Source organism: Glycomyces sp. TRM65418, assembly GCF_019710475.1.
In the GTDB taxonomy this organism is placed as follows: Bacteria; Actinomycetota; Actinomycetes; order Mycobacteriales; family Micromonosporaceae; genus Glycomyces.
In genome coordinates this window covers 389,277-415,824 of sequence record NZ_JAJFAX010000002.1, presented here as the reverse complement: position 1 = coordinate 415,824, position 26,548 = coordinate 389,277, and the positions used below count along the sequence as shown (strand labels likewise).

The window sequence follows — 26,548 nt, the reverse complement described above, 5'->3', positions numbered from 1 at the left end:
CGCGGCGGGATCTGCTGCAATGAGGACGCGCGGCGGGCGGGGTTCGTGACACGGGCCCGGGGCGCGCCGGATGTGCGAACGCGGCGGCGCCGGGGCTCCTCGCGTGTTGTGGTGTCGCGAATGACGCTACGCCGTTCCGATACGATACGGTACCGTATCGTAATGCATGTCACACTCGAATCGTAACGCCGGGGCCCGACAGCCGCCTCCCCCGTGAACGGACCGCGGAAGACCGTGTTCACTCCGCATCGGGTGCGCCGCCCCCGCGGCGCCCAGGGTGGTTGAATGGCTTCGTGGCACCCAAGTTCCCGTACGACGACCTGCAGTCGTTCCTGGCCGCCCTCGAAGCCGACGGCGACCTCAAGCGGATCACGGCCGAGGCCGACCCGCACCTGGAGATCTCCGAGATCACCCAGCGCGTCGTCCGCGCGGACGGTCCCGCCCTGCTGTTCGAGCACCCGGCCGGCAGCGCCATCCCCCTCGCGATCAACCTCTTCGGGACCACCGACCGCATGGCCAAGGCCCTCGGCGTCGACGACCTCGACGAGATCGGCAAGCGCATCGGCGAACTCGCCAAACCCGAACTCCCCATCGGCTGGGCCGGCATCCGCGACGGCCTGGGCAAGCTCCTCCAGCTCAAATCCGTCCCGCCCAAGAAGATCCGCAAGGCCCCGTGCCAGGAAGTGGTCTTCAAGGGCGAGGACGTCGACCTCAACATCCTCCCCGGCCTCCAGGTGTGGCCCGGCGACGGCGGCGTCTTCCACAACTTCGGGCTCACTCATACCAAGCACCCCGAGACCGGCAAGCGCAACGTCGGCCTCTACCGCCTCCAGCAGCACGACGAGCGCACCCTCGGGCTCCACTGGCAGATCCACAAGAACTCGACCTCGCACTACGCCGAGGCCGAACGGCGCGGCGAGCGCCTCCCCGTCGCCATCGCCATCGGACCCGACCCCGTCATGGCCTACGCCGCGACCGCCCCGCTCCCGCCCGACATCGACGAATACCTCTTCGCGGGGTTCCTGCGCGGCGAACGCGTCGAGATGGTCGACTGCCTGACCGTCCCGCTCCAGGTCCCGGCCAACTCGCAGATCGTCCTCGAAGGCTGGGCCGAACCCGGCGAACGCCTCCCCGAAGGGCCCTTCGGCGACCACACCGGCTTCTACACGCCCGTCGAGCCGTTCCCGGTCATGCACGTCGAGGCGATGACCATGCGCCAGCAGCCGATCTATCACACCATCATCACCTCGGCCCCGCCCCAGGAGGACCACGGCCTCGGCAAGGCCACCGAGCGGATCTTCCTGCCGCTCGTCAAGATCATGATCCCCGAGATCGTCGACTACGACATGCCCGCCGCCGGCGTCTTCCACAACTGCGTCATCGTCTCGATCGACAAGAAGTACCCCAAGCAGGCGCAGAAGGTCATGAGCGCCATCTGGGGGCTCCAGATGATGAGCCTGACGAAGCTCATCGTCGTCGTGGACGCCGACTGCGACGTCCACGACTACCGCGAAGTCGCCTGGCGGGCGCTGGGCAACGTCGACTACTCGCGGGACCTCCTGCTCACCGAAGGCCCCGTCGACCACCTCGACCACGCCTCCTACCACCAGTTCTGGGGCGGCAAGGCCGGGATCGACGCGACCACCAAATGGCCCGAGGAGGGCTACACCCGCGGCTGGCCCGAGGCGATGCGCATGAGCTCCTCGATCAAGGCCACCGTGGACCACCGCTGGAAAGAATACGGAATTGACTGAGCCCGTCCCCCCGATGCGCTCACCCGCCCCGAACTGGAGTGAACGCCGTGCTGATTGACGCTCCGAAGCCCAACCACGTCAAGGACTTCCTGAAACTGGTGGCCTTCGAGCACTCCGTGTTCGCCCTGCCCTTCGCGTACCTCTCCACCCTCACCGTGATGGTCCTGGAGGACGCCTTCAGCTGGCGGGTCCTCGTCCTGGTGACCGTGGCGATGGTCAGCGCCCGCACCCTCGCGATGGCCGCCAACCGGATCATCGACCGCAAGATCGACGCCCTCAACCCCCGCACCGCCGAGCGCGAACTGGTGACCGGCAAGGTCAGCCTGAAGACCGCCTACATCGGCTGCGCGGTGAGCCTCGCGGCCCTGCTGGTCTCGGCAGGCCTCCTCAACTGGCTGTGCCTGGCCCTGAGCCCCCTGGCCGTCGCGCCGCTCATCGTCTACCCGTACGCGAAGCGCTTCACGAACTACCCGCACGCGATCCTCGGCCTGGCCCAGATGGTCGCGCCGGTGGGTGCCTGGATCGCCGTGACCAGCAGCTTCGACGGCTCGGGCCCGGCGATCGTGCTCGGCCTGGCGGTCGGCCTGTGGATCGGCGGGTTCGACCTCATCTACGCGTGCCAGGACATCGAGGTCGACCGCCAGATCGGCGTCCACTCCACCCCGGCGCGCTGGGGGGTGAAGGCCGCGCTGCACGCCTCGACGGTGACGCACGCGGTGGCGTGGCTGGCCTTCGCCTGGTTCGGCGTGCTGACCGGCTACGGCTGGCTCTACTGGGTCGGCCTGGCGGTCGTGGCGGTGGCGCTGGCGTACGAGCACGCGGTCGTGAAGCCGAACGACCTGTCGAAGGTGAACAGGGCCTTCTTCACCGCGAACGGGTTCGTGGCGGTGGCGTTGTTCGGGTTCGCGCTGGCAGATCTCCTGTTGCGCTGACCCGGGGTCGCGGCCGTCTGGGTCGTGGGGCGTGAGCCATTGCAACGGAGTCCATTGAGCGGACGGCCCGATTTCGGCTGCCCGGATCGATCGAGTGAAGGTCGCGAGGCGGCGACAACGAGGCGGTGTTCGGTTGTCGCGGGGCTGCGGCTGCCCGCGCCGTCGAGGCGCGGGCCTTCGGCGGCGATGACGAGGTCGCTTGGGCGGAGGGCTCGTTTTCGGCCGCCTGCGCCGATCGGGTCAAGGCCCTGAGGCGGCGACGCAGAGGTCCACTTCCATCCCGGACCCATGGCGGCCTCAGGTCCCAGTCCGGCCCGCATATTCTCCCGATTCCATTGGTGCGCAGCGCCTTAAGAAGCAATATTGACACTCCTCAATGTAATCTTCACCCGTTCGAGCGATGACAGCACCACCACCATATGTCACCATTGAATTACAGCACAAACGAGCGAAAATCAGCAGCATATTCGAGTATCAAGGGAGGTGATCCCATGGCCACCGCAGCACTCACCGGGACTGACAAGCACTCCCAGGCGCAAGCCATCCGATCCGCCCTTGACGACGCCGCCGCACTGATCAACGCCCAGCACGCCGCCGTCCTGTCCGCAGTCATCGAAGCGAAGGAAGGCAACCTCCACCGCGATGTGGAGGGCTTCTCCGCACTGCGGGACTGGCTGGTCTCCAAGTTCGACTTCCACACCGCAGTCACCGCCGACATCGCCGCCATCGCCCGGCTGTCCGGGAAGTTCACCCTCCTGGCTCAGGCGGCAGCGACTGGGAAGGCCCGGATCGACCAGGTCGCCTACGCCGTCCGCCAACTGGACAAGACCCCGGCCATGCGCCTGTTCGCCAGGGTTCCCTTCAGAGCCCCGGTCGCCTCCCCCTTCGACGCCGCCGTCGAATGCGGCACGCCCGAAGCCTTGATCGCCCAGTACTGCGCCCAGGCCACGTTCAAGGAACTCCAGCGGCACCTGTGGGAGCTGGAGGCGAACCTCGCCGACGAAGCGGAAGTCCTTGACGGCCTCGGTGAAGAATCCCTGCAATGGCTGGAGGTCACCCCGCAGGGCAACGGCATGTGGGCCCTCTCAGGGGAACTCTCCGAGGCCACCGGCCGCCTGCTGGACAAGTACCTCAAGACCGCCTGCCCGCCCCCGAGGCAGGAGGAGACCGACACCGACGGCACCCTCCCGGCCGCCCCCAACCGGCACGCCGAAGCCCTCCACCAACTCCTCGCCGGCTACGGCACCTCCCCCGAAGCAGTGAAACGCCACGGCCACACCGCCACCCTCGACCTCACCGTCGACATCGAGACGTTGCAAGGCAAGGACACCGGCCGCCTGCCCCTCCTGGAAGGCAAACCGATCTCAGTGGCCAAAGCCCGCCTCCTCGCCTGTGAGGCCGGGATCATCCCGAGCGTCTTCAACTACGCCACCGGCGAAGCCATCGAACTGGGCCGGGCAATGCGGCTGCCCAACACGGCCCTCCGTAGGAAACTCGAACTCGAACAGCCTGAGGGTTGCGCTTGGCACGGCTGCGACCGGCCCGTGGCCTGGACCGAAGCCCACCACCTCCGGCACTGGGCCGATGGCGGGAAGACGGTCGCCGAGAACCTGATCCTGCTGTGCCGGTTCCACCACGGCCGCATCCACACCACCGGATGGAGCGTGGAGAAGACCGGCCCCGGCCAGGCGATCATCACCCACCACGAAGACCACGAGGCCACCCCCGCCGACATGGCCGAGACCGGGTGCGGGTGCTCCGACTGGCGCACCGACGCGGACCTGGATGCCGACTTCAAGACCGACATTGCGAATGTCTTCCCGACCGGCCTGTTCCCTCAGGAGCGAGGGCCCAAGACCCGAGACCTGCTCAACGAACGGGCTGCACACCTGGAGCAGACCCGGTGCATGGCCGCCATCAAGCAGGCCAAAGCTAAATGCCGAGAGAAGTTCGCCAAGCCTGAACCGAAGGCCGAGTCCGAACCCGAACGGGCGAAGGCCGCAATGGCTGCGCCCGATCACGGAGCACCGCCCTTCTTAGGACGCCCGTCCTGGCGGCGGCCAGGGCGGGGAAGGGAAGCGCATTACCAGGCCCACTCGATGGCCACCCATGCCTCCCAGCCCGAGACCCTGCACGGGTCCGGGCACTTCCCCATGCCCGGCAACCGAATCCAGTGGGAACCCGCCGGCCGAAGCGCCACCGAGGCAACCACAGACCTCGTTGTCGCCGCCCGCCCGAGCAACGGCCATCACCGAACCCGAAAGCCGAACCGCCCCGGCCGCTCCACCACTCACCCCGTTGTCGCCGCCTGCTCGAACCGCGACCCACTACGACCCGGCGAGCCGAGAGCCCGCCCCGGGAAGCGCCCACCTCATTGTTGCCGCCCGCCTGAACAGTGGCCCACTACGACCCGGCAAGCCGAGAGCCCGCCCCGGGAAGCGCCCACCTCATTGTTGCCGCCCGCCTGAACAGTGGCCCACTACGACCCGGCAAGCCGAGAGCCCGCCCCCGAAATCCCCCTTGTGATCGCTGCCCGCTCCAACGGTGGCCCTCCACGATCCGGCAAGCCGAACCGCTCGCCGCCCGACCACTCACCCCGTTGTCACTGCCCGCCTGAACAGTGGCCCTCCACAGCCCGGCAAGCCGAAAGCCCTCGCCCCAAATCCCCTATCTCGCTGTCGCCGCCCGCCTGAACCCCACCCATCACCGGACCCGCCAGCCGTACGCCTTCGGCGACTCCGCGCTCACCCTGATGCCGTCGTCCTCAGAACGGCGGGCGCTTCCGCACCTCGCCGGCACAGAAAAGAAGGCCCCTGTTCAGAGCAGGTCAGCCCAGGCCGAACACGGTGTCAGGGACGGCGTCAGCGTCATGACAGGACCGTGTCAGCACGGGCCCACATAGTTGCTTCATCAGCGAGAAACGCACTACCGCGAACACGAAGGAGCACACCATGTCCGTCAACCTCACCGCTCAGGACCAGGCCACCATCCGCACCGCCGCCTACGGGGCCGTCACGCTCATGTCGTACGCCGGGATCGCCGGCTCGGCGCACAAGGTCGCGACCGACGGCACGCTCGCCCTCGCTTCCGCCACCGGGACCGTGGGGCATGTGCTCGCCGCCAAGACCAAGGACTTCAAGCTCGACGCCAAGTCCAGCGCCGCGCTCGCCGACCAGGTGCTGCCCGCCCTCACCGAGTCGGTGGCGCTGCTCAAGGCCCAGGACGGGGCCGAGGCCGAGAACTTCCGCTCCACGATCACCGTGGCCATCGAGGCCGCCAACCGCGCCCACAAGGGCGAGCCCAGCCCCACCATGGCCGAGATGACCCGCAAGATCACGGAGGCCCTCAACGCCGCCTGATCCATCACTGGGCCGCACCACCACGCCGCCGTGCCACGGGACCTGAAACGGATCCCCTGACACGGCGGCGAAAGTGCGTCTGCTCTCGGACGCCGGGAGCAGGCGCCCGACCGGCGTCCGTTGCTGCAATGAGCCGAACTCGCCGGTTCGCTAAGCGGCGGCGATGCAGAACAAGTGGCCCTCCGGGTCGGCCATCACCGTCCATTCGCCTTCGCCGGGTTGGAATTCCGGCAAGGTGGCTCCCGCCGACAGCAGTTCCTTGACGGCGTCGTCGACATCGGTCACCGCGAAGTCGAGATGGGCGTGTTTGGCGGCATCGGGCCAGCCGGGGCCCTGGTATCCGTCGATGCGTTGGAAGCCCAGGCTCACCGAGCCGTCGCTGAGGTGAACGGCATCGTCGTCGCGGTAGGTCACCGGCCAGCCGGTGACCTTTCCGTAGAACTCGGCCAGGGCTGCGGGATCGGCGCAGTCGATGATGACGGTGGACAGGGCCGCGATCGCGGGCATGGCGTGACACTCCTGGATGTCGGTGGTCTGGGACGTCACCGATTCTGCTTTCGGGCCGCGGCTGCGTCTTGAACATTCTTGCGGTCTTGTCGTACCCGGCCCGTAGCCTGCCTCGCATGCTGTCCTCGACCACGGTGGCCCGACGGGACGATTTCACCATCTCGGCGGTGACCTGCCGCGACGACCATCGCGGCTGGGCGGCGGAGTCCGCGCGCGAGGACTACCGCATCGTGCTGGTGCGCCGGGGACGGTTCCGTCGCCGCGCCAATGGGGTGGCGGCCTACGTGGACCCGTCGATGGGATATGTCGGCGTGCCCGGCGAGGGCGAGGAGTTCGCGCATCCCAGCGGCGGCGACAGCTGCACCTCGATTCAGGTCGGCGCCGCGCTGTGGACGGTGATGGCCGGGGATGACGCGGTGCTCGGTCGGAGCGCGATATACGTGGACGCCGGCCTGGACCTGGCGCATCGTCGCGTGCTGGCCTGCGGCCTCGACATCGATTTCGCGATGGCGGAGCAGCTGCTGGGCCTGCTGAGCGGCGCGCTGCGGCAGGTGGTGAGCGGAACGATGCCCTCGCCGGAGCGCGAGAGCGGCGAGCTTCGACTGGTCGCGACGGCCTGCGAGGCCATCGGCGCCGGGCATCCCGCTTCAGGGGACCTGCTGTCGTTGGCGGCGCTGCTCGGCGTGTCGCCGTATCGGCTCAGCCGGGCTTTCAGCCGCCGCCTCGGCGTTTCACTGACGCACTACCGCAACCGGGTGCGGGTCGGCCGAGCGCTCGACCTGATCGAAGAGGGGGCGACCGGATTGGCGGCGGTGGCGGCGCAGCTCGGTTTCGCCGATCAAGCCCATCTGGGGCGCACGGTGAAACAGCATTACGGCCATACCCCCACGGCGCTGAAACGGCTCCTCGCGCAGTCCGACGGCTGAAGCGGCCCCGGCCTTAGCGGCGATGGATCCTCACTGCTCGGAAGCGGCGAGGCGGAAAAGCGGGCGAGGCGGTGGCGCTCGGAGCGGAGCCACTGTTTCCTGGTCGCCCCTCCGGTGCCCTGCGAAGCGGTTCGGTCGCCTGCCGGGCGCGGTCTGCGGCCGCCGGATCCGACCGGACGACAGCGACGGCCGGCATGCGGGCCGCCACTTCGTCGGCGCCGCAACCGCTCGTCCGGTCCGCGGTGAATCGGATCGACCGGTATCAACACGGTCTCGACGCTGGACTTCAGCCCTCCCGGTAGTCCAAGATGAGGCCATGTGGCCCCGATCGACCGATGTACTCCCCGCGTGGAGGAACCCGTGCATCCGCTGATCGGGTATCTGATCGCCGTGGGCCTGTTCGCGATCGGCCTCTACGGGGTCCTGACGCGGCGCAATGCGGTCCTCCAGCTCGCCGCCGCCGAGCTCATGCTCGGCGGCGTGCACCTCGTGTTCGTCACCACCGACCTGGTCCGGAACGCCTACACCGGGCAGAGTTTCGCGCTGTTCATCGTGGTCATCGCCGCGGCCGAGGTCGGCGTGGGGCTCGCGCTCATCCTCAACCTGTGGCGCGAGCGATCCACCGTCGACACCGACGACCTGCCGCAGGAACCGCCCGCCGAGACCGACGCCCGGAGCGGCCGATGACGTTCGCGCTGCTGCTCGTCGGCCTCCCCGCGGCGGCCGGGCTCGCCGGGCTGCTCTTCCGGCACCGGGGCCCGGCGCGGTGGGCCGCGCTCATCGCCCCTGCGGTCGCGCTGTGCCTCGCCGTCCTGTGCGCGATCGTGAACCCGCGGTTCGCGCTGACCCTCGCCGACTTCGGCTCGATCCGGGTCGACCTCGCGATGGACCTCTCCCCCACCACCGCGGCCGTGGCGATCGCGACCGCGTTCGTGACGCTGCTCGTGCAGCTCTACTCGGCCGCGTACCTGCGCGACGACCCGCGCTATGCGCCGTTCGCCGCGCAGGTGAACCTGTTCTGCGCGGCGATGCTCCTCGTCGTGACCGCCGACGACCTCGTGTTCATGCTCATCGGGTGGGAGGTCATGGGCGCGTGCTCGTACCTGCTCATCGCCCACTACGCGAAACTGCCGGAGGCTCCCGGGGCTGCGGCGAAGGCGTTCCTGGTGACGCGGTTCGGAGACGTCGCGTTCGTGCTCGGCGTGATGGTCCTCGGGGCGTCGGCCGGGACGTTCCGGGTGAGCGAGCTGAACCGCGGCGAGGTCGCCGAAGGCGTCGCCACCGCGGCGATGCTGCTGATCCTGTTCGGCTGCATCGGGAAGTCGGCGCAGTTCCCGCTCCAGATCTGGCTGCCCCCGGCGATGGCCGGCCCGACACCGGTGAGCGCGCTCATCCACGCGGCCACGATGGTCGCGGCCGGGGCGTACGTGCTGACGCGGCTGCTGCCGGTGTGGCCGGCCGAGCTGCTGCTCGTGGTGGCCGTCGTGGCCGCGGTGACCATGGTCGGCGCGGGCCTGTGCGCGCTCGCGGCCCGCGATCTCAAGGGCGTCCTGGCGTGGTCCACGGTGAGCCAGGTCGGGTTCATGTTCGCGGCGGTCGCCGTCGCGGCCGCGGACGCGGCGCTGTTCCACCTGGTCTCCCACGCGGCGTTCAAGGGCCTGCTGTTCCTGACGGCGGGGGTCGTGATCGCGCTGGCGGGCACGGACGGCTCCCTGCGGGCGACCCGGCTGCGGCCGAAGGACTCGCCCCTGGCGTTCTGGGCCATGACGATCGGCCTCGCCGCGATGGCGGGCCTGCCGCCGCTGGACGGGTTCTACAGCAAGGAGGCCGTTCTGGGCGCGGCCTACGAGGCCGGGACCCCGGCGGGCGTGGTCGTGTTCTGGGCCGGAGTCGGCGCGAGCATCCTGACCGCGGCGTACGCGGCGAGGCTGTGGCTGCTGCTGTTCTGGCGCGGGGAGGCGAAGACGAGCGCGGCGGCCGAGGCCGGGGCGCGTAGCGAACACACGGCGACGGGCCAGGCAGGAGACGGGCGGGGGCATCCGGGCGCGCACGACGGCGGCCACTCGCCCGCGGGCCGCGGCGCGATCCCCAACGCGGAAGCGATCGCGTTGTGGGCGCTGATGATCGCGACGGTCGGCGTCGGGGCCTTGTACTACACCGGACCGTTCGACGTGCCGCCGCTGCACCTCGACCTGATGGCGCTGCTGCTGCTCGTGACGCTCGGCGGCTTCGCCGTGATCGCGGACTCGTGGTGGCGGGGCCGGTCGCGCGCGAAGAACCGCACGGGCAGACGGGCCGGCGACCGCGACCCGGCGAGCGTCCTCGGCCGGGCCCGGCCGCTGTTCGCCGAAGGCGTGTACGCGGAGCGCTTGGCGGGCAAGGCGACCCGTTCGATGGCGAGGGCCGCCAGTGTGGCGGCCAGGGCGCTGGACGAGCGGCTGGTGGACCGGACGGCGGTGGAGGGCTCGGCCCGCGCGACGCTCGCGGCGGCACGGGACACGGCGGTGGGCCACCGGGGCGGTCTGGTGCGATACCTGCGGTTGAGCGCGGCGGGGACACTGCTGATCGCGGTCGTGGCGATCGGGGTGAGCGTGTGGAACGGATGATCCGTGTGGAGGCGCATCGAAGCGGTCGCGCATACGGGCGCGGCGCTGCCGCTGCAACGGCGCCGCGCGGGGAGGACGAACACCCCGCTCGCGGGCGCGTCGCGAGCCGGAGGCGAGCGGAGGCCGTTGGAAGGGCGCCGCTCGACATGGCCGAACGCCCGCCTCGGCTGCCGGTCACCGACGGCCGAGGGGTCCCGGGCTGGAGCGAGAGGCGAGCCGGTGATCCCGGTGCTGCCGCGGTCTCCGCGGCCGGTATCGCAGCGCGACGGCCGGCGCGCGCGTTTCGGACGAGGCGGCCCTCGGCAAGCGGGATGCGGGCACGGCTCCGGCTCCGGCTCCGGCTCCGGCTCCGGCTCCGGCTCCGGCTGACCGATGAATCTCATGGGCGATCGTCGTCGATCGGCGGGAGGCTCCGATGGAGCTGATGTTGCTCGCCGCCGTGGCACTGCCCCTGATCGGGGCGGTGCTGGTCTGGGCTTGGCGGGACCGGGCGTTCGCGCATTGGATCGGCGTGATCGCAGCGGCCCTCGCGTTCGTCGCCATCGCCGTGCTGCCCATCGGGCGCGGCGACGGCATGTGGTCGAGCATGGGCGGGCGACTCACCGGCGGCTGGTGGCATCAGATCGACGTCGCCTGGGCCCCTTCGCTGTACCTGGACTTCTCGCTCGCGATCGACGGCGTCTCATGGCCGCTCGCGCTCCTCACGGCGCTCCTCGGGCTCCTGTGCTGCGTCCACAACGCCTTGGGCGCGGAGCGCGGCGGGGGCCGCGTCGCAGGCGGCGTGCCCGAGGATCCCGCGAGCTCGGGTGACGCGGTGGCTCGGTCCGCGAATACCGACACTGCGCTTCAGGGTGCTCCCGCGGCCGCTGCGACGCGAGGCCCTGCCTCAACGGTGAGCCTCGCCGGCGGCGTTCCCGCCGACTCCTCCACGGCGGGCGGGACCGCCGGCGATACGGCTGCGGCCGGCGCGGGCGCCAGCGCTCCCTCCTCGGCGATCCGGGCCGCTGACCGCGCGGCCGCTCCCACCCTCACCGCGCTCCTGCTCGCCGTCCAAGCCGCCTCGACGCTCGTGTTCCTGTCGGACAACCTGGTCCTCTTCTTCATCGCCTTCGAGGCCGTCCTGCTGCCGATGTGGGCGATCATCCACCGTTACGGCGATCCGGCCGCGCGTCGGCATGCGGCGGCGAAGTTCGCGCTGTTCACCGTCGCCGGGTCGCTGCTCATGGCCACCGGCCTGTTCGTCGCGGTCGCCGACACCGGGACCGCCGACCTCGGGGCGATCATCGTCTCCGGGGGCGTCGGCCGAGACGTCTCACTGCTCGTGTTCACCCTCCTCGCGATCGGATTCGCGGTCAAAGCGCCGCTCTGGCCCCTGCACTCGTGGCTGCCCGACGCGCACACCGCCGCGCCCACCGTGGGGTCGGTCCTCCTCGCGGGCGTGCTGCTCAAGCTCGGCACGTACGGCCTCGTCCGCGTCGCCGGGGGCCTCGCGCCGCACGGCGCGGCCGACGCGGCACCCGTGCTCGGCGTGCTGGCCGCGGCGGGCATTCTCGTGGCGGGCCTGGTGTGCCTGAGCCTGCCCGAGATCAAGCGGCTCATCGCGTACTCGTCCGTGGGCCACATGGGCTTCGTGGTCCTCGCCTTCGCGGCCGGGACCGAGGCCGGGATCCGGGCCGCGCTGTTCGGGAATCTCGCGCACGGCCTCATCACGCCGCTCCTGTTCTTCCTCGCCGGGGCCCTGAAGGACCGCGCGCGCACCGGCAGCCTCGACGCGCTCGGCGGCCTGCGGCTGGCCGCACCGCAACTCGCCGGGCTGTTCGGGTTCGCGGCGCTCGCGTCGCTGGGCCTGCCCGGCCTGGCGGGGTTCTGGGGCGAGGCGTTCACCGTCTACGCGGCGGCCGAACGCGGCGGGGCCTGGCCGGCGCTCGCCGCGGCCGCGGCGTTCGGGGCGTTCCTGGCGGCGGCGTACCTGCTGCGGATGCTGAAGCGGGTGAGCCACGGCCCGGTCGCGCCCGCGGTGTCGGGGATCGGCGACGTCTCGGCCGTGGAGGCCGCGGTGTGGGCGCCGCTCGTGGCGGGGACGCTGCTGCTCGGCCTGGTGCCGGGGCCGCTGCTCGACCTGTTCGCGGAAGGGCTGCTGTAGATGGACACGAGCGTGCGGCCGACCCGGTCGGGGGTGCGGTAGATGCGGGTGCAGGCGATCGACCACGCGGCGATGCTGCCGCTGTACCTCGCCGCAGCGGCGGCCGTCGTGGCGCTGTTCGGGGGCCGCTTCGCCAAGGCCGGCATGATGATCGGCCTCACCGCATCGGGAGTCGCGGCGGTGTGGGTCGCGGCCGGGGCGGACCGGGCGACGTTCGGCGTCGGCGACTGGCACTCCTATGCGGCCGATGACGCCGCGATGGGCGCGGCGGCGCTGTTCGCCGGACTCACCGTCCTCGTCGCGGCCCTGAGCGGACGGCGGGCGGGCGAGTACTGGTTCCTGCTGGCGGTCTCGGCGTCGGGCGGCATCGCGCTCGCGGGGGCGCGGGATCTCATCACGCTCATCGTGGCGCTCGAGACGTTGACGCTGCCGCTGTACGTGCTGGTGACCGGGCCGATGCACGACTCACCCGCTCCGCAGGCCCCTACCGAGGGCTCGCGTACTCCGCGCACCCCTGCCAACGGCCCACCCACTTCCCACGCCTCCACCGACGGCGCGCAGGCGTCGCCGACGAGGGCCGGCCGGGACGGCTCCGAGGCCGGGGTGACGTTCCTGATCGCCTCGATCACCTCGTCGGCGACGGCGCTCATGGGCGCGGCGCTGCTGTACGCCGCGAGCGGCACCGTGCACCTGGAAGGCCTCACCACCGGCCTGGAAGGGGCACATGCGGGCCTGGTCGCGGCCGGGGTCGCCCTGCTGCTGGGCGGCATCGCGTTCAAGCTCGCCGCGGCGCCGCTGCACGCCTGGGCGCCGCTGGTGCTCGAACGCGCGCCCCTGCCGGTGGCGACCTACCTGGCGAGCGCGTCCAAACTCGGCGGCGCGGTCGCGATCGTGTGGGTCGTCCACTTCGGTCTCGCGGCGAGCGCGGGTCTGAGCGCGGGGATCGTGCTGGCGGCGCTGAGCGTCGCCTCGATCGTGATCGGCAACCTCGGCGCGCTCGCGCAGCGGCGCACCGTGCCGCTGCTGGCGTGGTCGGGGATCGCCCACGCCGGGTACGTGCTGGCGCCGCTGGCGGTCATCGCGACGGCGGCGGGCCGCATGGACGCGGGCACGGCCGCCTCGGCGGCGCTGGCGTACGCGGTGTTCTTCGTGCTCCTGGAAGCGGGCGCCTTCGCGGCCCTGACGGCGGTCCGGCCGTCGACGCCTTCGACGTTCGGCGGCGCTGGCCGGACCGGCGTGCCCGATCGCGAACCGGCGGCGTCCGATTCGCGAGCCGACGCCGCGGTCGCGGCGGATCGGACGCAGGACATCGGCGAGGGCGGCGCGATCGCGGACCTGACCGGACTCTGGCGGACCGCGCCGCTGCCCGCCGCGGTCCTCCTCTTCTCGGTCATCGGGCTGGCCGGGCTGCCTCCGGCACTCGCCGGGACGTTCGCGAAGGTCGCGATCCTCGAAGTGCTCGCGTCCTCCGCGGTGTGGCTCGCCGTGGTCGTCGCCGCGGGGGCGGTGCTCGGGCTCGCCTACTATCTGCCGCTGGTGCGGACGCTCCTGGTCGGGCGCGGCCCGCTGCCCTCGAAGGGGCGTTTCGCCGTCGCGGTCGCACTGATCGGACTGGCGCTGGCCGTCGTGAGTCTCGCGCCGCAGGTCGTGCTGGAGTTCACGTCGCTTTCTCGGTGATTTCCCAGCTCGTGGCGAAATACTGGGGGTAACGAACACGTTGCATTTCCCGCGAGAAGGGAAACCCAGCATCATGAAGCATCACAACGGCCTCAAAACGGCGGTGCTGCTCGGCGCGATGTCGGCCCTCGTGATCGCCATCGGATACGCCATCGGCGGCTCCACCGGTATCCTCATCGCCACCGTCATCGCGGTGGGCATGAACGCCTACGCCTACTTCAACTCCGACAAGATCGCGCTGCGCTCGATGCGGGCGCGGCCGGTCTCGGAGGCGCAGGCCCCGCAGCTGTACGCGATGGTCCGCGAGCTCTCGCAGCGCGCGAACCAGCCGATGCCGCGCCTGTACGTCGCGCCGACGCCGCAGCCGAATGCGTTCGCCACGGGCCGCAACCCGGAGAACGCGGCGGTCGCCGTCACGGACGGGATCCTGCGCCTGCTGAGCCCGGCGGAACTGCGGGCGGTGATCGGGCACGAGCTGTCGCACGTCTACAACCGCGACATCCTCATCTCCTCGGTCGCCGGGGCGCTCGCGAGCATCATCACGATGCTCGCGAACCTCGCGATGTTCCTGCCGTTCTTCGGTTCCGCCGACGACGACCGGCCGAACCCGCTCGTGCTGCTGCTGACGATGATCCTCGGACCGCTCGCCGCGGGCATGATCCAGATGGCCGTCTCGCGGTCGCGCGAGTTCGAGGCGGACGCCTCGGGCGCGCGGCTCACCGGCGACCCGCTGGCGCTCGCCAGCGCGCTGCAGAAGATCTCGGCCGGAGTCGACCGGATGCCGGCGCGTTCGGACAGCCCGATCGCGGGCGAGGCGCACCTGATGATCGAGTCGCCGCTGCGCGGCGGGGGCCTGTCGAGCCTGTTCTCGACCCACCCGCCGACCGCCGAACGCGTGAGGCGCCTGCGGGAGATGGCCCGCGGCGTCGTCCGCTGAGGACGCCGCGGCGACCCGCCGCAGGTGTGCGGCGCTGAAGGCCATGGCGCCGAGCCAGGCGTACGCGGTCGGACGCGCCGTGTGCGCGGCGTCGGCGTCACTGCTGGGGAGAACCCCCACACGCCGGTGTCCGGCGCGCCGAACGCATGCGGCGCCGGCATCACTGCTGAGGTGGAGCCACCACACGCCGGGACCCGGCGGCCCGCCCATGTGCGGCACCGGCGTCACCGCTGGAGGAACCACACACGCCGGGACCCGGCACCCTGCGCATGTGCGGCGCTGACGGGCGACGGGACGGCGGCGTCCGATACGGCCGCGCGGCGGCGTAACGCAACCGTCGAGGCCGCCGAACGCGGCCTCGACGGAGTCGACGGCCCCGCCGACGGCTTCGGCGTCGCAGTCCTCCATCGTCCTCGGCGGCCCCCGGGCACTCCGAAAGCCGCGCCGGCATCGCCGGCGCGGCTTTCGCGCGAGTCAAGCGGTCGCACCGATCGGACCGACCGGGCGAGGTGCGCTAGTAGACGCTGCCGCCGATGTCTTTGATGCCGCTGCGGACATCCAGGAGGTACACCAGGGCCGCCGCGATGGCGATGAGCGTGAACAGGCTCGGCCTGCCGAACGCGCCGAAGAGCAGCGCGAAGACCAGGCTCAGGGCCAGCACGCCGATCCAGGCGCCTTTCGAGAGGGTGCCGAGGGCGTTGAACGCGTCCGGCTTCTGCATCGCGCAGTGGATGCAGGCGATCAGGGACAGGAGCGCGGCTCCGTACCTGATGATCGTGGAGACCCAGTCGCGGATCTCGAACGCGAACGCGGCGTCGAACTCTGGCATGCGGACCAGCCTACCCGCAGGTACTCGAAAGCCGGTCGTCTCGGCTACTTGCCGAGCTTGCGACGCTGCACGCGGGTCTTGCGGAGCAGCTTGCGGTGCTTCTTCTTCGCCATGCGCTTGCGCCGCTTCTTGATGACCGAGCCCATAGAGCTTCCTCACAGATGTTCACTAGACGATACTTTGAGCCCGACAAGCCTAGCTCGACTCTTCCGGAGCCCCCGCGCCGGGCGAGCAGAACCGCAGGCCCCGTCACAGCTCGCGCGTGGCGGGACCTGCCGGGCCGAGCGGGGTCACTCGTCGGTCTGGAGTGCCTCTGAGAGGTACGTCTTCACGGCGCTCTCGGGGACGCGGAAGGAGCGCCCCACCCGCACCGCCGCGATCTCACCGTTGTGGACGAGCCGGTACACCGTCATCTTCGAGACGCGCATCAACTCGGCCACTTCCGTCACCGTCAAGAACTTGACCTCGTCAAGGAGGTCCCCGGGTTCGCTCATGTGTCTCACCGTTCTGTCGAGGGCTGTTGCGAGCACTTATGCAAGGACGTGGGGTTGTGTGATGTGTTGGAGGTGCGGTGGACGCGAATGCCCATATGAACCGAAACGAGTCGGTGTCACGGATTGTGACGTTGATGTCTTTCGATTGGGATGTTGCTCATGTTACGGCAGTCCGCGCCACCCGGCAACACCCGATCTCACACGGTCTGGGCAATGAAGGCCGTAATCTCCTGCATGAGATCCGCATAGCTTTTCCCGTAGACCTCCTGCGCCGCGTCGACCGCCGGAGTCCCTTCTCGCGCAGTGGTACCGAAGAACTCGGTGAACGCTTCGGCCCCGTACTCCTCGATGAGATAGTGCACGCCGAGGAAACCGCAGCCGTACTTGCCCGAGCCCGCGAGCGTGTCGTCGTCCTCATCGGGCGGCAGGATGTCGGTGGCGCAGCCGCCCTGGTCGACGTACTCGCTCACGTCGAGCGTCCGGTCGTAGTCGTCCAAGGACTTGTCGCCGTGGTCGATGTACTCGGCGATGCCCTCGACCATCCACCACGTGTCGTCGGCGTAGCGCTCCGACGGCGCGGCCCACAGTGTGACGGCGTGGCCCAACTCGTGGCGGATGACGCTCGTGAGGCCGTAGCCCCAGCCGGTGCGGTCGACGCCCATCACCGTGGCGTACGTGGAGGGCTGGCGCTGACCGTCCACAGTGCCCGACAGCGGCAGCGCGAAGCCGAGGACGTCCTCGGAGTCCCACAGGCCCCCGAACCAGGTCTCGAACTCCTCGTCGCTGGCGATGTAGATGACGTACCGGTCGGGCCGCTCCCAGTGGGCCCACTCGTCGGCGTTCACCGCGGCGGCCTCGGAGATCTCCAGGGCCTCGTCGAGGCGGTCCGCCAGGGAGGCCGGGACGGCCGTGACGGTGCGCTCGCCGACGGCGGCGACGAGGTCGGTGACCTCCCACGGGTGCGGGCCCTCCCCGTACTCGGAGTCGGAGACCTCGATCATGACGAGTCCGTCGTCGGCGGCGCGCCAGCGGGTGTCGAAGACGATGTCGGCGGCCTTGCAGGTCTCGGCGGGCTCGACGAAGCAGTAGGAGAGCGCGACGGAGACGTCGTACAGCGGGATCGCGCCGGAGGCGTCCTCGAGCGGGCCCGAGGCGATCTGGTAGTCGAAGCGGGAGACCTGCATCGACGTGAGCGACTCGAATCGGCCGGTCATCTGCTGGTGCAGCGTCGGGTCGTAGGCGGCGAGCCAGCCTTCGAGGCTGCCGTTGAGGAGCGACGCCGACTGGGCGTCGAGGACGAGCTGGGCCTGCTCCTTGAGGTAGGCGAGGATCTCCGCCTCGCTCGCGTTCGGGCCGGGGCTGGGGACGGTGCCCTCGCCGGGCTGGACCGCGAGGCCCTCGATGGTGCCGGTCTCGGCTGCAGGCATGGCGGGACGCCAGCCGTTGACCAGGGCGCCGCCGAAGACGGAGGCGGAGACGAGCAGCACCACGGTGAGGACCGTGGCCAGGCGCGAGCGCCGCCGCTCGGGCCGGGGCGGGAAGTAGACGCGCCCGCCGGGCCACGGCGGCATCGCGCTCACCGGGACGGGGCCGGGCGGGACCGGCCCGGCGGGGGGCCCCTGGTAGTGCTGCCGGCCGTACGGGGCGCCCGGCGGCATCGGTGCGGGAGGCATGGGCCCATGGTGGGCCGCGCCGGCCGGGACCGCTCCCGGCGGCAGCATCTCCACCGGCAGGGCGGAGGGCGGCGCGGTGGGCTCGGGCAGCGGCGGCATCGGGTCGACCCGCGGGATCACCGCGTCGCCCGTGTCCGCCTGCGGCAGCATCGGCTCGGGAGCGCCACTGCGCGACGCCTCCGACGCGGAACGCTGACCGGGGACGCGCGGAGCCGAGCCGGCCGGACCGGGACGGGATTCGCCGGAGTGGCCGCGCTCGGGGGGTTCCGGGGTGAGGTCCTCGGGGGCTTGAGTCACGTTCGCAACTGTAGTCGCCGGTCGCCAACCGCGCGAGACACGAGCAGCGCTTGTGGCCTGGGCGTCCAGTCCGGGCGAAGCCCCTGGCACGGAAAGCGGGCCGGGCCGGAGTCGCCTCCGGATCGGCCCGTGTTCACGGTCTCGTCAGGACTTCGTCCACAGTGACCTGGCGAACACCGCCAGGTTCGCGGGGCGCTCGGCCATGCGGCGCATGAGGTAGCCGTACCACTGGTCCCCGTAGGGCACGTAGATGCGCATCCGGTAGCCCTCGGCGGCCAGCCGCAGCTGCTCGGCGGGGCGGATGCCGTAGAGCATCTGGAACTCGAAGGAGTCCTTGTCGCGGTCGTACCAGCGAGCCCGGTCGATGCCGATCTCGATCAGGCGCGGGTCGTGGGTCGCGAGCATCGGGTAGCCCTGGCCGGCCATGAGCGCGTTGATGCAGCGCACGTAGGACCGGTCGACGTCGAGGCTGCGCTGGTAGGCGACCGACTCGGGCTCCTTGTAGGCGCCCTTGCACAGGCGGATGCGCGAACCCGGGACCGCCTGGGCCTTGCAGTCGTCCTCGGTGCGGCGCAGGTAGGCCTGGAGCACCGCGCCGGTGGACTCGAACTCCTCGCGCAGGCGCTGGACGATCTCCAGCGTGGAGTCGGTGACCGTGTGGTCCTCCATGTCGATGGTCACGGTCGTGCCGGAGTCGGCGGCGGCGTCGCAGATCGCCCGGGCGCGGTCGTACGCGATCTCGGGGTCGATGCGCTGGCCGACGGCGGAGAGCTTGACGCTGACCTCGGCGGACTTGGCGAGGCCGCCTTCTTTGAGGGCGGCGAGCAGGGCGAGGTACTCGTCGCGGGTGGCGTCGGCCTGCTCGACGACGACCGTGTCCTCACCGAGGTAGTCGAGCGTGGCGAGCAGTCCGTCGGCCGCCAGGGCGCGGGCGGTGGCGACCGCGTGGGCCGTCGTCTCGCCCGCCACGTAGCGGCGGACGAGCGACCGCGATACGGGCGCGGTGCCGACGAGCCGCTCGATCTTCGATGACCGGGCGGCGGCGAGAATGACAGAACGCAGCATGCCTGCAGCGTAGCCGGACGCCCGCGGGCGACAGGTCACGGTGGCATAACACGTGCGCCGCAACATTGGAAACCGGTCTTCGAAAGGAGAATGACCATCGGTTTCCAAGGCATAGTTTCGCTTCGACCCCCGTTGTCGGGGTTCGCGGGAGCGGGTTCGGCCTCTGAGACCTGTCTCGTCACACCTGCATGTACGGCGGCCGCTCGGCCGCGCCGGGCTCCTCGGGGTCCCACGGGACGGAGGACGCGACGACGGGGCGGTGCTCGTAGACTGAAGAGTCCAGGGCCCGCGTGACCTCCAAGTCGGGACGGCGGCGCGCCAGGGCCCAGCCGAACGGGATCGTCGACTCGTCCGCGCAGATCACCCGCGCGACCCCGTCGAGGCGGAGCGCGTCGAGACGGCGCAGCGCCAGACGGCGCATCGCCTGGGAGCGCAGCGGGCGGTACACCGGCCAGAACAGGTGCTTGCGGAGCTTCCCGGCGATCTTGCGGTGGACGCGCTCGGCGAAACCGGCGGCCCGTCCGAGCGGACCGGGCAACCGCTCGCGGAGGCGGCGGAGCACCCCGCCGGGGAGGCGCTCCACCAGCGCCACGTACGTCCACAGCAGGGGGTTGCGGTTCTCGGTGCGGCCCAGCGAGTACACCTCGATGCCGGGGTGGAGCGGCAGGGCGCGACCCCAGCCCTGGCCGTCGGCGACGAGCGCGGTCACCGCGACGCCGCGGCGGATCAGATCGGCCGCATAGTCGTTGACGCGCTTGACCGCGCCGCTGCGGAAGAGCACCACGACCACCCGCTCGGGGGCGGTCTCGAGCGTGTCGGTCACCTGCCGCCCCCTTTCGCCACAGTCTCGCGGGACCACTGCTCGAACCGTTCGAGCGCCTTGTCCCTGGTGAACGAGGCGGCGTGCTCACGCGCCCGCGCGGCCACGTCCGGATCGCTCTTGCGGGCCGCGTCGCCCGCCTCGGCCATCGCCACCGCGATGTCGTCCGGGGCGAGGCTCTCGGGGACGTACCACAGCGGATAGCCGCGGAGCACCTCCTCGGCGGCGCAGCCGGGCTCGTGGACCGACACGATCGGCTTGCCCGAGGCCATGTACTCGAAGACCTTTCCGGTGGTGACGTACTTCGAGCCGCCGGTGACGAACATGAGCACGTCACTGGCGGCGTAGGCGGAGCCGATCCGCGGTTTGGGGACCGCGCCTCGGTAGTGGACGCCCTCGATCGGCTCGTCCAGGCCCAGGTCGGTGCGCAGACGGCCCTCGCTGCCCGCGAAGAATCCGAAATGGCCGTACAGGTCCAGTCGTGCGCCGGGGTGGCGGCCGGTCTCGCGCAGCCGCCGGAAGCCCGCCAAGGTCTCCTGGATCGGCATGACCGGCGTGAGGGTGCCGATGTACGAGAACGCGAGCGGCCGGTCCTCGTCCGCCGAGGGCGTCGCCTCCGGTTCGGGGAGCACATCAGGGTCCCATCCGTTGCGGACCACCTGCATCCGGTCGGCGGCCTCCGGATAGCGCTCGGCGTGCCACTCGAGCATGTTCGCGTTGACGTGCAGTGACGCCGCGGCCGAGCGGAGGACGCGCCGCTCCCACTTCCACGCCGGGTGCTCCGGCGGGAAGAACGGCGCGTTCGCGAACTGGTCCAGCGTCCAGGAGTCGCGGTAGTCGACGACGTAGGGGCGGCCCGTGAGCTTCCCGAACGCCCACGCCGCGCCGAAGGCCGCGAACGGGTTCCCGGTGGCGACGACCAGGTCGAACGGGCGCTCGCGGTGGCGGCGCAGGGCCTCGCGGAGCGAGGAGGCGCCCCAGGAGACGTACTTGTCGGGGAAGATCCGCCGCTGCTGCCAGCGGTGCAGGCGCTTGGCGAGGAATGGGAAGTTCCCTCGGAAACGTCCGAAGCGGCGCAGGTCGGTCTCCCACTGGAAGTGGCTGACCGGAGGGGCGACGAGCTCGATCCGCGGGTCCACGGTGGCGGTCAGCTCGGGGTCGACCGAACCGGTGACCCGCTCGAAGAACTCGTCGGGGGCCTTGAACACGGTGACGTCCCAGCCCTGTTCGGCGAAGTGGTTCGCCGTCGCGCGGGCGCGGAAGACTCCGCTGGAGCGCGAAGGCGGGAAGAAGAACGCCAGGTAGAGCAGGCGCAGCCGGTCAGATCGCATGGTCGGCATCCGCTCGGGTCTCGAAGGAGAAGGTCGTCACCAGGTCCGGCCGGGCGTCGAGGAGTTCAGGGAGCCAGGACACGGCCAGCTCGACCGCGTGCGGCTCGTGGAGCACGATCCAGTCCGGCCGCCACCGGGCGACCGCCGCGCGGACCGCCTCGGTGCGGCGGGCCTCGCGCAGCGCCTCCAGCTCGGGCAGTCGGCGCTGCTCGATCGGGCCGAGGACGGTGCGCCGCCAGCGCCTGGCGGCCCGGTCGGCGAGGCCGTGCAGGGGCCCGCGGCCGAGCAGCCGCAGCAGCCCGAGGGGGAGGCGGCGCAGGACGAGCCCGACGAGGGCCGGTTCGGCCTCGCCCGGGTCGATCACCGCGATCCAGTGGGTCTCGACGCGCGGGTCGAGGGGAGCGAGCGTGAAGTCCCGGTGCTCCTGCGCGACGACGCGGACCTCGTGCCCGGCGTCGGCGGCGGCGCGGGTCTCGGCGGCGAGCGCCTGCCGCCAGGCGCTCTTGGGCGCCACGAACAGCACGATCATCGGTCGGCGCCTCCGTCCCAGATCTGGAAGTGGCGTTCGGCCACGGTCTCGTAGGAGTACTGCGCGCGCAGGCGCTCGCGGGCGGCGGGCACGTCCGTCTTGTCGGGGTGGCGTTCGCGCAGTTCGAGATAGGCGGCGACGAGCACGTCCGGGTCGTCGTCCACGTCGAACAGCTGCCCGGCCTCGGATTCGATGCCGCGCAGCACCTGGTCCGAGCCGCCGCAGCGGCTCACCAGGACCGGCGTGCCCGCGGCCAGGGCCTCGACCACGACGACGCCGAAGGTCTCGTGGCGGCTGGTGTGGACGAACAGGTCGTGGGAGGCCATGAGCCCGGGGACCTCTCTGGGCGCGACGGAGCCGACGAACGTCACCGCGTCGTCCAATCCGAGGTCGCGGGCGAGCGCGCCGAGGTCCTTGCGGAGTTTGCCGTCGCCGGCGAGGGTGAGCGTGAGGTCGGGGACGCGGTCGCGGCAGCGCCGGAACGCCTCCAGCAGGTAGTCGATCCGCTTGCGTTCGTTCAGGGCCGCGACCGAGAGCCAGCGGTGCAGCACCGCGGGCGCCTCGCGGCGCGGGCCGCCGAAGTCGATCGGATTGGACAGGTACTCGATGTTCCCGGCCAGGTGCGGGAACTCGGCGGCGATCCGGTCGTGCAGGGGCTCGCCGACGACGAAGAACCCGTCGGCCCGTTCGAGCACCTCCTCGTAGCGGGCGCGGGCCCGCGGCTGCTCCAGGACCCGGTCGAGGAAGGAGGAGTGCTCGGTGATGTAGACCTTCGCGTCGGGGCGGGCGTTCTCGAGTGCCGCCCAGCCCGCGGTGATCGGCACGTGCGCGTGGACGATCGGCGCGGCCAGCGGCTCGCCGCCCAGGGCTTCGCGCAGCCACCGGGCCGAGGCGTCGGAGTGGGTGACCCAGGCCGTGTCGCGCGGGGTGAGCGTGGGGACTCGGTGGAGCACGGCCCCTCCGGCGGTCGCGAGCGGCACCCGCGAGCGCGCCAGGAGCCGCGTGTGGAGGTCCAGGAGTTCGGGGTTCGCCTCCAGCGGTCGGCCCACGGCGCCGACGGACCAGCTCTTGAGGTGGTACACGTCCAGTCGCGCGCACCCGCCCGAGACGGCTTCGACCTGCGCCTCGACGAAGGCCCCCGCGTAGGGCACCTGCGGATCGGGGTACCAGGGCGTGACCACCGCGACGTGTCTGTCGGCGTTCACTGCGCCCGCCTCTCCTCGTCGGTCGCGGCGCCCAGCAGGCGCCGGTACACGCCGATCAGGCGCGTCGACTGACTCGCCCAGGTCCACTCCTCGAGCGGCACGGCCTCGGCGTACGCCTTGCGGTAGGTCTCGGGGTCCTCGAGCACGGCTTTGACGGCGCGGATGAAGTCCTCGGTGTCCTCGGCGCGGAACACCTCGCCCTGACCGGTGCGCCGCACCAGCGCCGACATGGTCTTCACGTCGCTGACGACGATCGGGAGGCGCGCGTGCGCGTACTCGAAGAACTTGGTGATGAGGGAGATCTCGTGGTTCCCCCAGTGGTGGATGGGGATCACGCCGAGGTCGGCCTCCGCGAGGAAGGGCACGACCTGACGGTGGGGCACGTATTCGAGCACGTGGACGCGGTCGGCCACGCCGAGTTCGGCGGCGCGGGACTGCAGTCGCAGGACGTACCGCCAGTGCGGTTTGGAGACGATGAACGCCGCGTGGATCCCCGGGAGCGAGGGCAGCGCCTCGACGAGGATGTGGAGGCCGCGCTGTTCGAGGGGCGCCCCGGAGTAGACCATGAGCGGCGTGCCGGGGCCGATCCCGCAGCGCTCGCGCAGGCTCGGGTCGGGAGCCTCGTCCGCGTCGCCGAAGTCGGGCACGTTCATGACCACTTCGGGTGTCTCGGGGAGGCGGTGGCGCTCGCGCATCATCGAGGCGAGCGTGTCGGAGACGGTGACGACCGCGTCCGCGTGAGGGGCGAACTCGCGCTCGTGGCCGAGCTGCGCGTCCTTCCACCACGGGTGGTTCTTCCAGGCCTTCATGCCCGGCAGGTACTCGTGGGCGTCCCACACGAGCTTGATCTCCCGGCCGCGGCGGGCGGCGCGGAGCTTCGCGCGGGCGCCGACGCCGAGCATCTGGAAGTCGTTGGCGTGGATCAGATCGGGCCGCAGCTCGTCGATGACCGGAGCGAAGGAGAGCTCCAGGTCCCAGAGGGCGGGGTCCAGGCGGCGCCAGGCCCGGTCGCCGGCGACCGCCTTCCAGAAGGACGCGGCGGCGCGGTCGATCGGTGCCGCCGCGGCGGCCCGGCGCTGCTCGAGGCGGCGGGTCGCTCGGCGGCGCAGCCCGGTCCAGCCCCAGAACAGCCGGTACGCGGCCTCGCGGGGGGCCAGTGCGAGCGTCGCGCCCAGGCCCGGGCCGCGGAGGTCGCGTTCGGTGTCGAGGTCGGTGCGCCAGGCGCGGGCCTGCCGGTTGCGGTAGGCGGCGAGCGGGCCGGGCGGGTAGGCGAGCGGGGATCGCAGCCAGCCGCGGCGCATCTCGTGGCGGCGGCGGTCGAAGACGCGGTCGACCGGCACCAGGCGCACCTCGGCCTCGCCGAGGGTCCACTCCTGAGGCCTGCGGTCGGGGGAGACGCCGAGGAGGGTCACCGCGTAACCGGCCGCCGCGGCGGACTCGGCCTCCTTCTGGATGCGCGAGTCCCCGGTGACGCCGTTCTGCACCAGCATGACGATCCGCTGGGGGTGTACTGCCATCCGCTCCTCCGTACTCCGACCGGGACCGCATGAGAGGCCTCCCGGTGGGTCACATCGTACGAAACCCAATGATTCACCCGGCGTTTTCCGAACGTTCGACAAATTCGGGGGGAATCGTGGCGGCATGTTCACCTCGATCGTGCGAAGCACCGCGCTGACGCACGCGCAGGGGCGCGCCGACGGGGGCGACCGGTGCGGTGTCGACCGGCCCCGGGTAGACGCACGCGACCTGGACCCCGCGGCGCACCGTCCACCGCAGGAGCGCCACGGCGAAGACGATGGCGTCATTGCTCACCAGGATCACCACGTCGGGGCGGAAGCCGCGGACGTCGGCCGCGGCGGCCCGCGCCGGCGCGTCCTCGAGCAGGCGCCGCTCCAGCGGCTCGGCCACGGCGACGTCGTAGGCGCGGCGGGCCCTGCCCGCGGGGCGGCGCAGCGGGCCGCGGCGCAGTCGGCCCAGCGCGAGGCCGGGGACGTCGATGAGCCATCGCCTCCGGAAAGCGCTCCAGGCGTCGTCGACGGTCGCGTCTGCGTGGCGGACGGTGACCGCCGCGTCGAAGCGGCCGTCGGCGTTCGGACGGGGCGGTCCGAGCAGCGCAAGGACCGCGCAGCCGTCGAGGACGGCCCGATTGGCGGCGGCGACGGCGGCGAGGCGGGCGTCCCCGCCGGGGGCGATGACGGCGACGCGCCTGGGTTCGCTCATGCGGTCGGACCGAACCAGACCTGCTCGTGGCGGTCGGCGACCGCTTGATGGGAGTATTTGGCGCGCAAGGACTCTCGGGCCCGTTCCAGGTCGAGCCGGGCGGGGAACCGCGCGGCCAGGTCGCGGTAGGCCGTGACGAACGGCTCGGGCGAGTCGTCCACGTCGACCACGGCCCCGGCGGCGTCCTCGACCCCGGCCAACAGCTCCTCGGGGCCACCGCAGCGGGTGGCGATGACCGGGAGGCCGGCCGCGACCGCCTCGACGACGACCACCCCGAAGGTCTCGCTGCGGCTGGCGTGGACGAACAGGTCGTGCTCGCGCATGATCGCGGGGATCTCGGCCGGGTCCACCGCGCCGCGCAGGTCGACCGCCTCGGCGACGCCGCGGGACCGGGCCAACTCGGCGAGCCGGGCGCGCTCGGGCCCCGTGCCGACGACGGTGAGGGTGAGCTCCGGGTCCTCCTTGCGGCACAGCGCCAGGCATTCGATGAGGTGGTCGACGCGTTTGCGCGGGATGAGGGACCCGACGGTGAGCCAGCGCCGGATCCGGTCGACCGGGGCCTTGGGCGGTACGTCGAAGTCGACGGGGTTGGCGATCAGCTCGACCTTCCCGGCGTGGTGCGGGTAGGCCTCGGCGACCAGGGCGCCGAGGGCGGAGCCGACCACGAAGAACCGCGTGGCGCAGTCGACGACCTCGTCGTACAGGTCGCGGGCCGCGGGTTCGGCGAGGACGTCCGCGAGGAAGGAGGCGTGCTCGGTGACGAACACGCGCGCGTCCGGGCGGGCGTTCTCGAGCGCGGCGTAACCGCCGCGGATGCCCGCATGGGCGTGGACCACCGGCTCGGGGATCGGTTCGCCCCCGAGTGCCAGGGCCGTCCACTCGGCGTGCGCGCGCGCCTGAGCGGCCCAGTCGCCGCCGGGCGGCATCATCGCCGGGAGGTGGCGCACCACGGAGCCCGCCACACCGGGGAAGCCCGCGGCCGCGCGGGTCGCGATTTCGCGCTGAGCGCGCTCGACGCGGGCGGCCTGCTCGGGATCCTGGGGCAGGGTCCACGGGTCGGTGTGGTAGACCGCGACCCGCTCGCAGCGTCCGGCGACCGCCTTGACGACCTCCTGCACGAACGTGCCCCCGTACGGGGTGCGGGCGGTGGGGTACCACGGGGTGACGACGGCTACGCGGCGGTCGGGACCGAAAGTCACAGGTCACCGCCCGTCCCAGCAGCCGATTCCGCAGGTCGGAGACTC

Annotated in this window: 23 protein-coding genes; 10 read left to right on the top strand and 13 right to left on the bottom strand. The window is 71.5% G+C overall.

The window, feature by feature from the left end; translation table 11 throughout:
• Nucleotides 1–293 precede the first annotated feature (293 nt).
• The 4 genes from K3N28_RS06925 (at nt 294) to K3N28_RS06910 (ending at nt 6,045) form a co-directional block, all read left to right on the top strand.
• Nucleotides 294–1,754 carry a menaquinone biosynthesis decarboxylase gene (locus K3N28_RS06925; protein WP_228091756.1) on the top strand — a complete coding sequence of 487 codons (1,461 nt, stop codon included), beginning with the start codon at nt 294–296 and terminating at the stop codon, nt 1,752–1,754.
• Between the two features lie 38 nt (nt 1,755–1,792).
• Nucleotides 1,793–2,686: a menaquinone biosynthesis prenyltransferase MqnP gene (mqnP, locus tag K3N28_RS06920; protein ID WP_374209706.1), complete on the top strand. Its 894-nt coding sequence runs from the start codon at nt 1,793–1,795 to the stop codon at nt 2,684–2,686.
• Between the two features lie 491 nt (nt 2,687–3,177).
• Nucleotides 3,178–5,154, top strand: coding sequence for an HNH endonuclease signature motif containing protein (locus K3N28_RS06915; protein WP_228091754.1), 1,977 nt, complete (start codon nt 3,178–3,180; stop codon nt 5,152–5,154).
• A 483-nt stretch (nt 5,155–5,637) separates the two neighbouring features.
• Nucleotides 5,638–6,045 (top strand): hypothetical protein, encoded by a 408-nt coding sequence (locus K3N28_RS06910; protein ID WP_228091753.1) that lies wholly within the window; start codon nt 5,638–5,640, stop codon nt 6,043–6,045.
• A gap of 150 nt (nt 6,046–6,195) precedes the next feature.
• On the opposite strand, the gene K3N28_RS06905 is transcribed toward K3N28_RS06910, so the two are convergent.
• The gene (locus K3N28_RS06905; RefSeq protein ID WP_228091752.1) at nt 6,196–6,552 is read right to left on the bottom strand and encodes a VOC family protein; all 357 of its coding nucleotides are present in this window, start codon (nt 6,550–6,552) and stop codon (nt 6,196–6,198) included.
• A gap of 116 nt (nt 6,553–6,668) precedes the next feature.
• On the opposite strand from K3N28_RS06905, the gene K3N28_RS06900 reads away from it, so the two are divergent.
• From K3N28_RS06900 to htpX, 6 genes are all read left to right on the top strand, one after another.
• Entirely contained in the window at nt 6,669–7,478 is an 810-nt protein-coding gene (locus tag K3N28_RS06900) for an AraC family transcriptional regulator (RefSeq protein ID WP_228091751.1), read from the top strand.
• Between the two features lie 360 nt (nt 7,479–7,838).
• Nucleotides 7,839–8,165 (top strand): NADH-quinone oxidoreductase subunit NuoK, encoded by a 327-nt coding sequence (gene nuoK / locus K3N28_RS06895; protein ID WP_228091750.1) that lies wholly within the window; start codon nt 7,839–7,841, stop codon nt 8,163–8,165.
• A complete protein-coding gene (locus tag K3N28_RS06890) occupies nt 8,162–10,084 on the top strand; it encodes an NADH-quinone oxidoreductase subunit L (RefSeq protein ID WP_228091749.1) in 1,923 nt (640 codons plus the stop codon). The genes nuoK and K3N28_RS06890 overlap by 4 nt, the downstream gene beginning before the upstream one ends.
• Nucleotides 10,085–10,658: 574 nt before the next feature.
• Entirely contained in the window at nt 10,659–12,227 is a 1,569-nt protein-coding gene (locus K3N28_RS06885; protein ID WP_374209713.1) for a NuoM family protein, read from the top strand.
• A gap of 42 nt (nt 12,228–12,269) precedes the next feature.
• The gene (locus K3N28_RS06880; protein ID WP_228091747.1) at nt 12,270–13,904 is read left to right on the top strand and encodes an NADH-quinone oxidoreductase subunit N; all 1,635 of its coding nucleotides are present in this window, start codon (nt 12,270–12,272) and stop codon (nt 13,902–13,904) included.
• 73 nt (nt 13,905–13,977) lie between these two features.
• Complete coding sequence (gene htpX, locus K3N28_RS06875) at nt 13,978–14,841, top strand: zinc metalloprotease HtpX (RefSeq protein ID WP_228091746.1); 864 nt, start codon at nt 13,978–13,980, stop codon at nt 14,839–14,841.
• 514 nt (nt 14,842–15,355) lie between these two features.
• Here htpX and K3N28_RS06870 read toward each other — a convergent pair.
• From K3N28_RS06870 to K3N28_RS06815, 12 genes are all read right to left on the bottom strand, one after another.
• The gene (locus tag K3N28_RS06870) at nt 15,356–15,670 is read right to left on the bottom strand and encodes a DUF2516 family protein (protein WP_228091745.1); all 315 of its coding nucleotides are present in this window, start codon (nt 15,668–15,670) and stop codon (nt 15,356–15,358) included.
• A gap of 44 nt (nt 15,671–15,714) precedes the next feature.
• Nucleotides 15,715–15,816 carry a 30S ribosomal protein bS22 gene (locus tag K3N28_RS06865; RefSeq protein ID WP_081687713.1) on the bottom strand — a complete coding sequence of 34 codons (102 nt, stop codon included), beginning with the start codon at nt 15,814–15,816 and terminating at the stop codon, nt 15,715–15,717.
• A gap of 144 nt (nt 15,817–15,960) precedes the next feature.
• Complete coding sequence (locus K3N28_RS06860; protein WP_091031906.1) at nt 15,961–16,164, bottom strand: helix-turn-helix domain-containing protein; 204 nt, start codon at nt 16,162–16,164, stop codon at nt 15,961–15,963.
• A gap of 197 nt (nt 16,165–16,361) precedes the next feature.
• Nucleotides 16,362–18,134: a hypothetical protein gene (locus K3N28_RS06855; RefSeq protein WP_228091744.1), complete on the bottom strand. Its 1,773-nt coding sequence runs from the start codon at nt 18,132–18,134 to the stop codon at nt 16,362–16,364.
• 144 nt (nt 18,135–18,278) lie between these two features.
• Nucleotides 18,279–19,199: a proline dehydrogenase family protein gene (locus K3N28_RS06850; protein ID WP_228091743.1), complete on the bottom strand. Its 921-nt coding sequence runs from the start codon at nt 19,197–19,199 to the stop codon at nt 18,279–18,281.
• A 178-nt stretch (nt 19,200–19,377) separates the two neighbouring features.
• Nucleotides 19,378–20,022, bottom strand: coding sequence for a hypothetical protein (locus tag K3N28_RS06845; RefSeq protein WP_228091742.1), 645 nt, complete (start codon nt 20,020–20,022; stop codon nt 19,378–19,380).
• Nucleotides 20,019–21,350, bottom strand: a complete 1,332-nt coding sequence (locus tag K3N28_RS06840) for a glycosyltransferase (protein WP_228091741.1) — start codon at nt 21,348–21,350, stop codon at nt 20,019–20,021. The genes K3N28_RS06845 and K3N28_RS06840 overlap by 4 nt, the downstream gene beginning before the upstream one ends.
• Complete coding sequence (locus K3N28_RS06835; protein ID WP_228091740.1) at nt 21,340–21,879, bottom strand: hypothetical protein; 540 nt, start codon at nt 21,877–21,879, stop codon at nt 21,340–21,342. The genes K3N28_RS06840 and K3N28_RS06835 overlap by 11 nt, the downstream gene beginning before the upstream one ends.
• Nucleotides 21,876–23,084, bottom strand: coding sequence for a glycosyltransferase (locus tag K3N28_RS06830; RefSeq protein WP_228091739.1), 1,209 nt, complete (start codon nt 23,082–23,084; stop codon nt 21,876–21,878). Before K3N28_RS06830 ends, K3N28_RS06835 begins: the two co-directional genes overlap by 4 nt.
• Nucleotides 23,081–24,601, bottom strand: a complete 1,521-nt coding sequence (locus K3N28_RS06825; RefSeq protein ID WP_228091738.1) for a glycosyltransferase — start codon at nt 24,599–24,601, stop codon at nt 23,081–23,083. The genes K3N28_RS06830 and K3N28_RS06825 overlap by 4 nt, the downstream gene beginning before the upstream one ends.
• A gap of 73 nt (nt 24,602–24,674) precedes the next feature.
• The gene (locus K3N28_RS06820; RefSeq protein ID WP_228091737.1) at nt 24,675–25,304 is read right to left on the bottom strand and encodes a hypothetical protein; all 630 of its coding nucleotides are present in this window, start codon (nt 25,302–25,304) and stop codon (nt 24,675–24,677) included.
• Nucleotides 25,301–26,503 (bottom strand): glycosyltransferase, encoded by a 1,203-nt coding sequence (locus K3N28_RS06815; RefSeq protein WP_228091736.1) that lies wholly within the window; start codon nt 26,501–26,503, stop codon nt 25,301–25,303. Before K3N28_RS06815 ends, K3N28_RS06820 begins: the two co-directional genes overlap by 4 nt.
• Nucleotides 26,504–26,548 lie beyond the last annotated feature (45 nt).

Bases quoted from the DNA above. Each gene is read 5' to 3' on its own strand.
- htpX (WP_228091746.1), top strand. From the start codon at position 13,978: ATGAAGCATCACAACGGCCTCAAAACGGCGGTGCTGCTCGGCGCGATG.
- K3N28_RS06860 (WP_091031906.1), bottom strand. From the start codon at position 16,164: ATGAGCGAACCCGGGGACCTCCTTGACGAGGTCAAGTTCTTGACGGTG.
- K3N28_RS06880 (WP_228091747.1), top strand. From the start codon at position 12,270: ATGCGGGTGCAGGCGATCGACCACGCGGCGATGCTGCCGCTGTACCTC.
- K3N28_RS06850 (WP_228091743.1), bottom strand. From the start codon at position 19,199: ATGCTGCGTTCTGTCATTCTCGCCGCCGCCCGGTCATCGAAGATCGAG.
- K3N28_RS06905 (WP_228091752.1), bottom strand. From the start codon at position 6,552: ATGCCCGCGATCGCGGCCCTGTCCACCGTCATCATCGACTGCGCCGAT.
- K3N28_RS06885 (WP_374209713.1), top strand. From the start codon at position 10,659: ATGTGGTCGAGCATGGGCGGGCGACTCACCGGCGGCTGGTGGCATCAG.
- K3N28_RS06915 (WP_228091754.1), top strand. From the start codon at position 3,178: ATGGCCACCGCAGCACTCACCGGGACTGACAAGCACTCCCAGGCGCAA.
- K3N28_RS06890 (WP_228091749.1), top strand. From the start codon at position 8,162: ATGACGTTCGCGCTGCTGCTCGTCGGCCTCCCCGCGGCGGCCGGGCTC.
- K3N28_RS06820 (WP_228091737.1), bottom strand. From the start codon at position 25,304: ATGAGCGAACCCAGGCGCGTCGCCGTCATCGCCCCCGGCGGGGACGCC.
- K3N28_RS06910 (WP_228091753.1), top strand. From the start codon at position 5,638: ATGTCCGTCAACCTCACCGCTCAGGACCAGGCCACCATCCGCACCGCC.
- K3N28_RS06825 (WP_228091738.1), bottom strand. From the start codon at position 24,601: ATGGCAGTACACCCCCAGCGGATCGTCATGCTGGTGCAGAACGGCGTC.
- K3N28_RS06840 (WP_228091741.1), bottom strand. From the start codon at position 21,350: ATGCGATCTGACCGGCTGCGCCTGCTCTACCTGGCGTTCTTCTTCCCG.
- K3N28_RS06870 (WP_228091745.1), bottom strand. From the start codon at position 15,670: ATGCCAGAGTTCGACGCCGCGTTCGCGTTCGAGATCCGCGACTGGGTC.
- K3N28_RS06900 (WP_228091751.1), top strand. From the start codon at position 6,669: ATGCTGTCCTCGACCACGGTGGCCCGACGGGACGATTTCACCATCTCG.
- K3N28_RS06865 (WP_081687713.1), bottom strand. From the start codon at position 15,816: ATGGGCTCGGTCATCAAGAAGCGGCGCAAGCGCATGGCGAAGAAGAAG.
- K3N28_RS06835 (WP_228091740.1), bottom strand. From the start codon at position 21,879: ATGATCGTGCTGTTCGTGGCGCCCAAGAGCGCCTGGCGGCAGGCGCTC.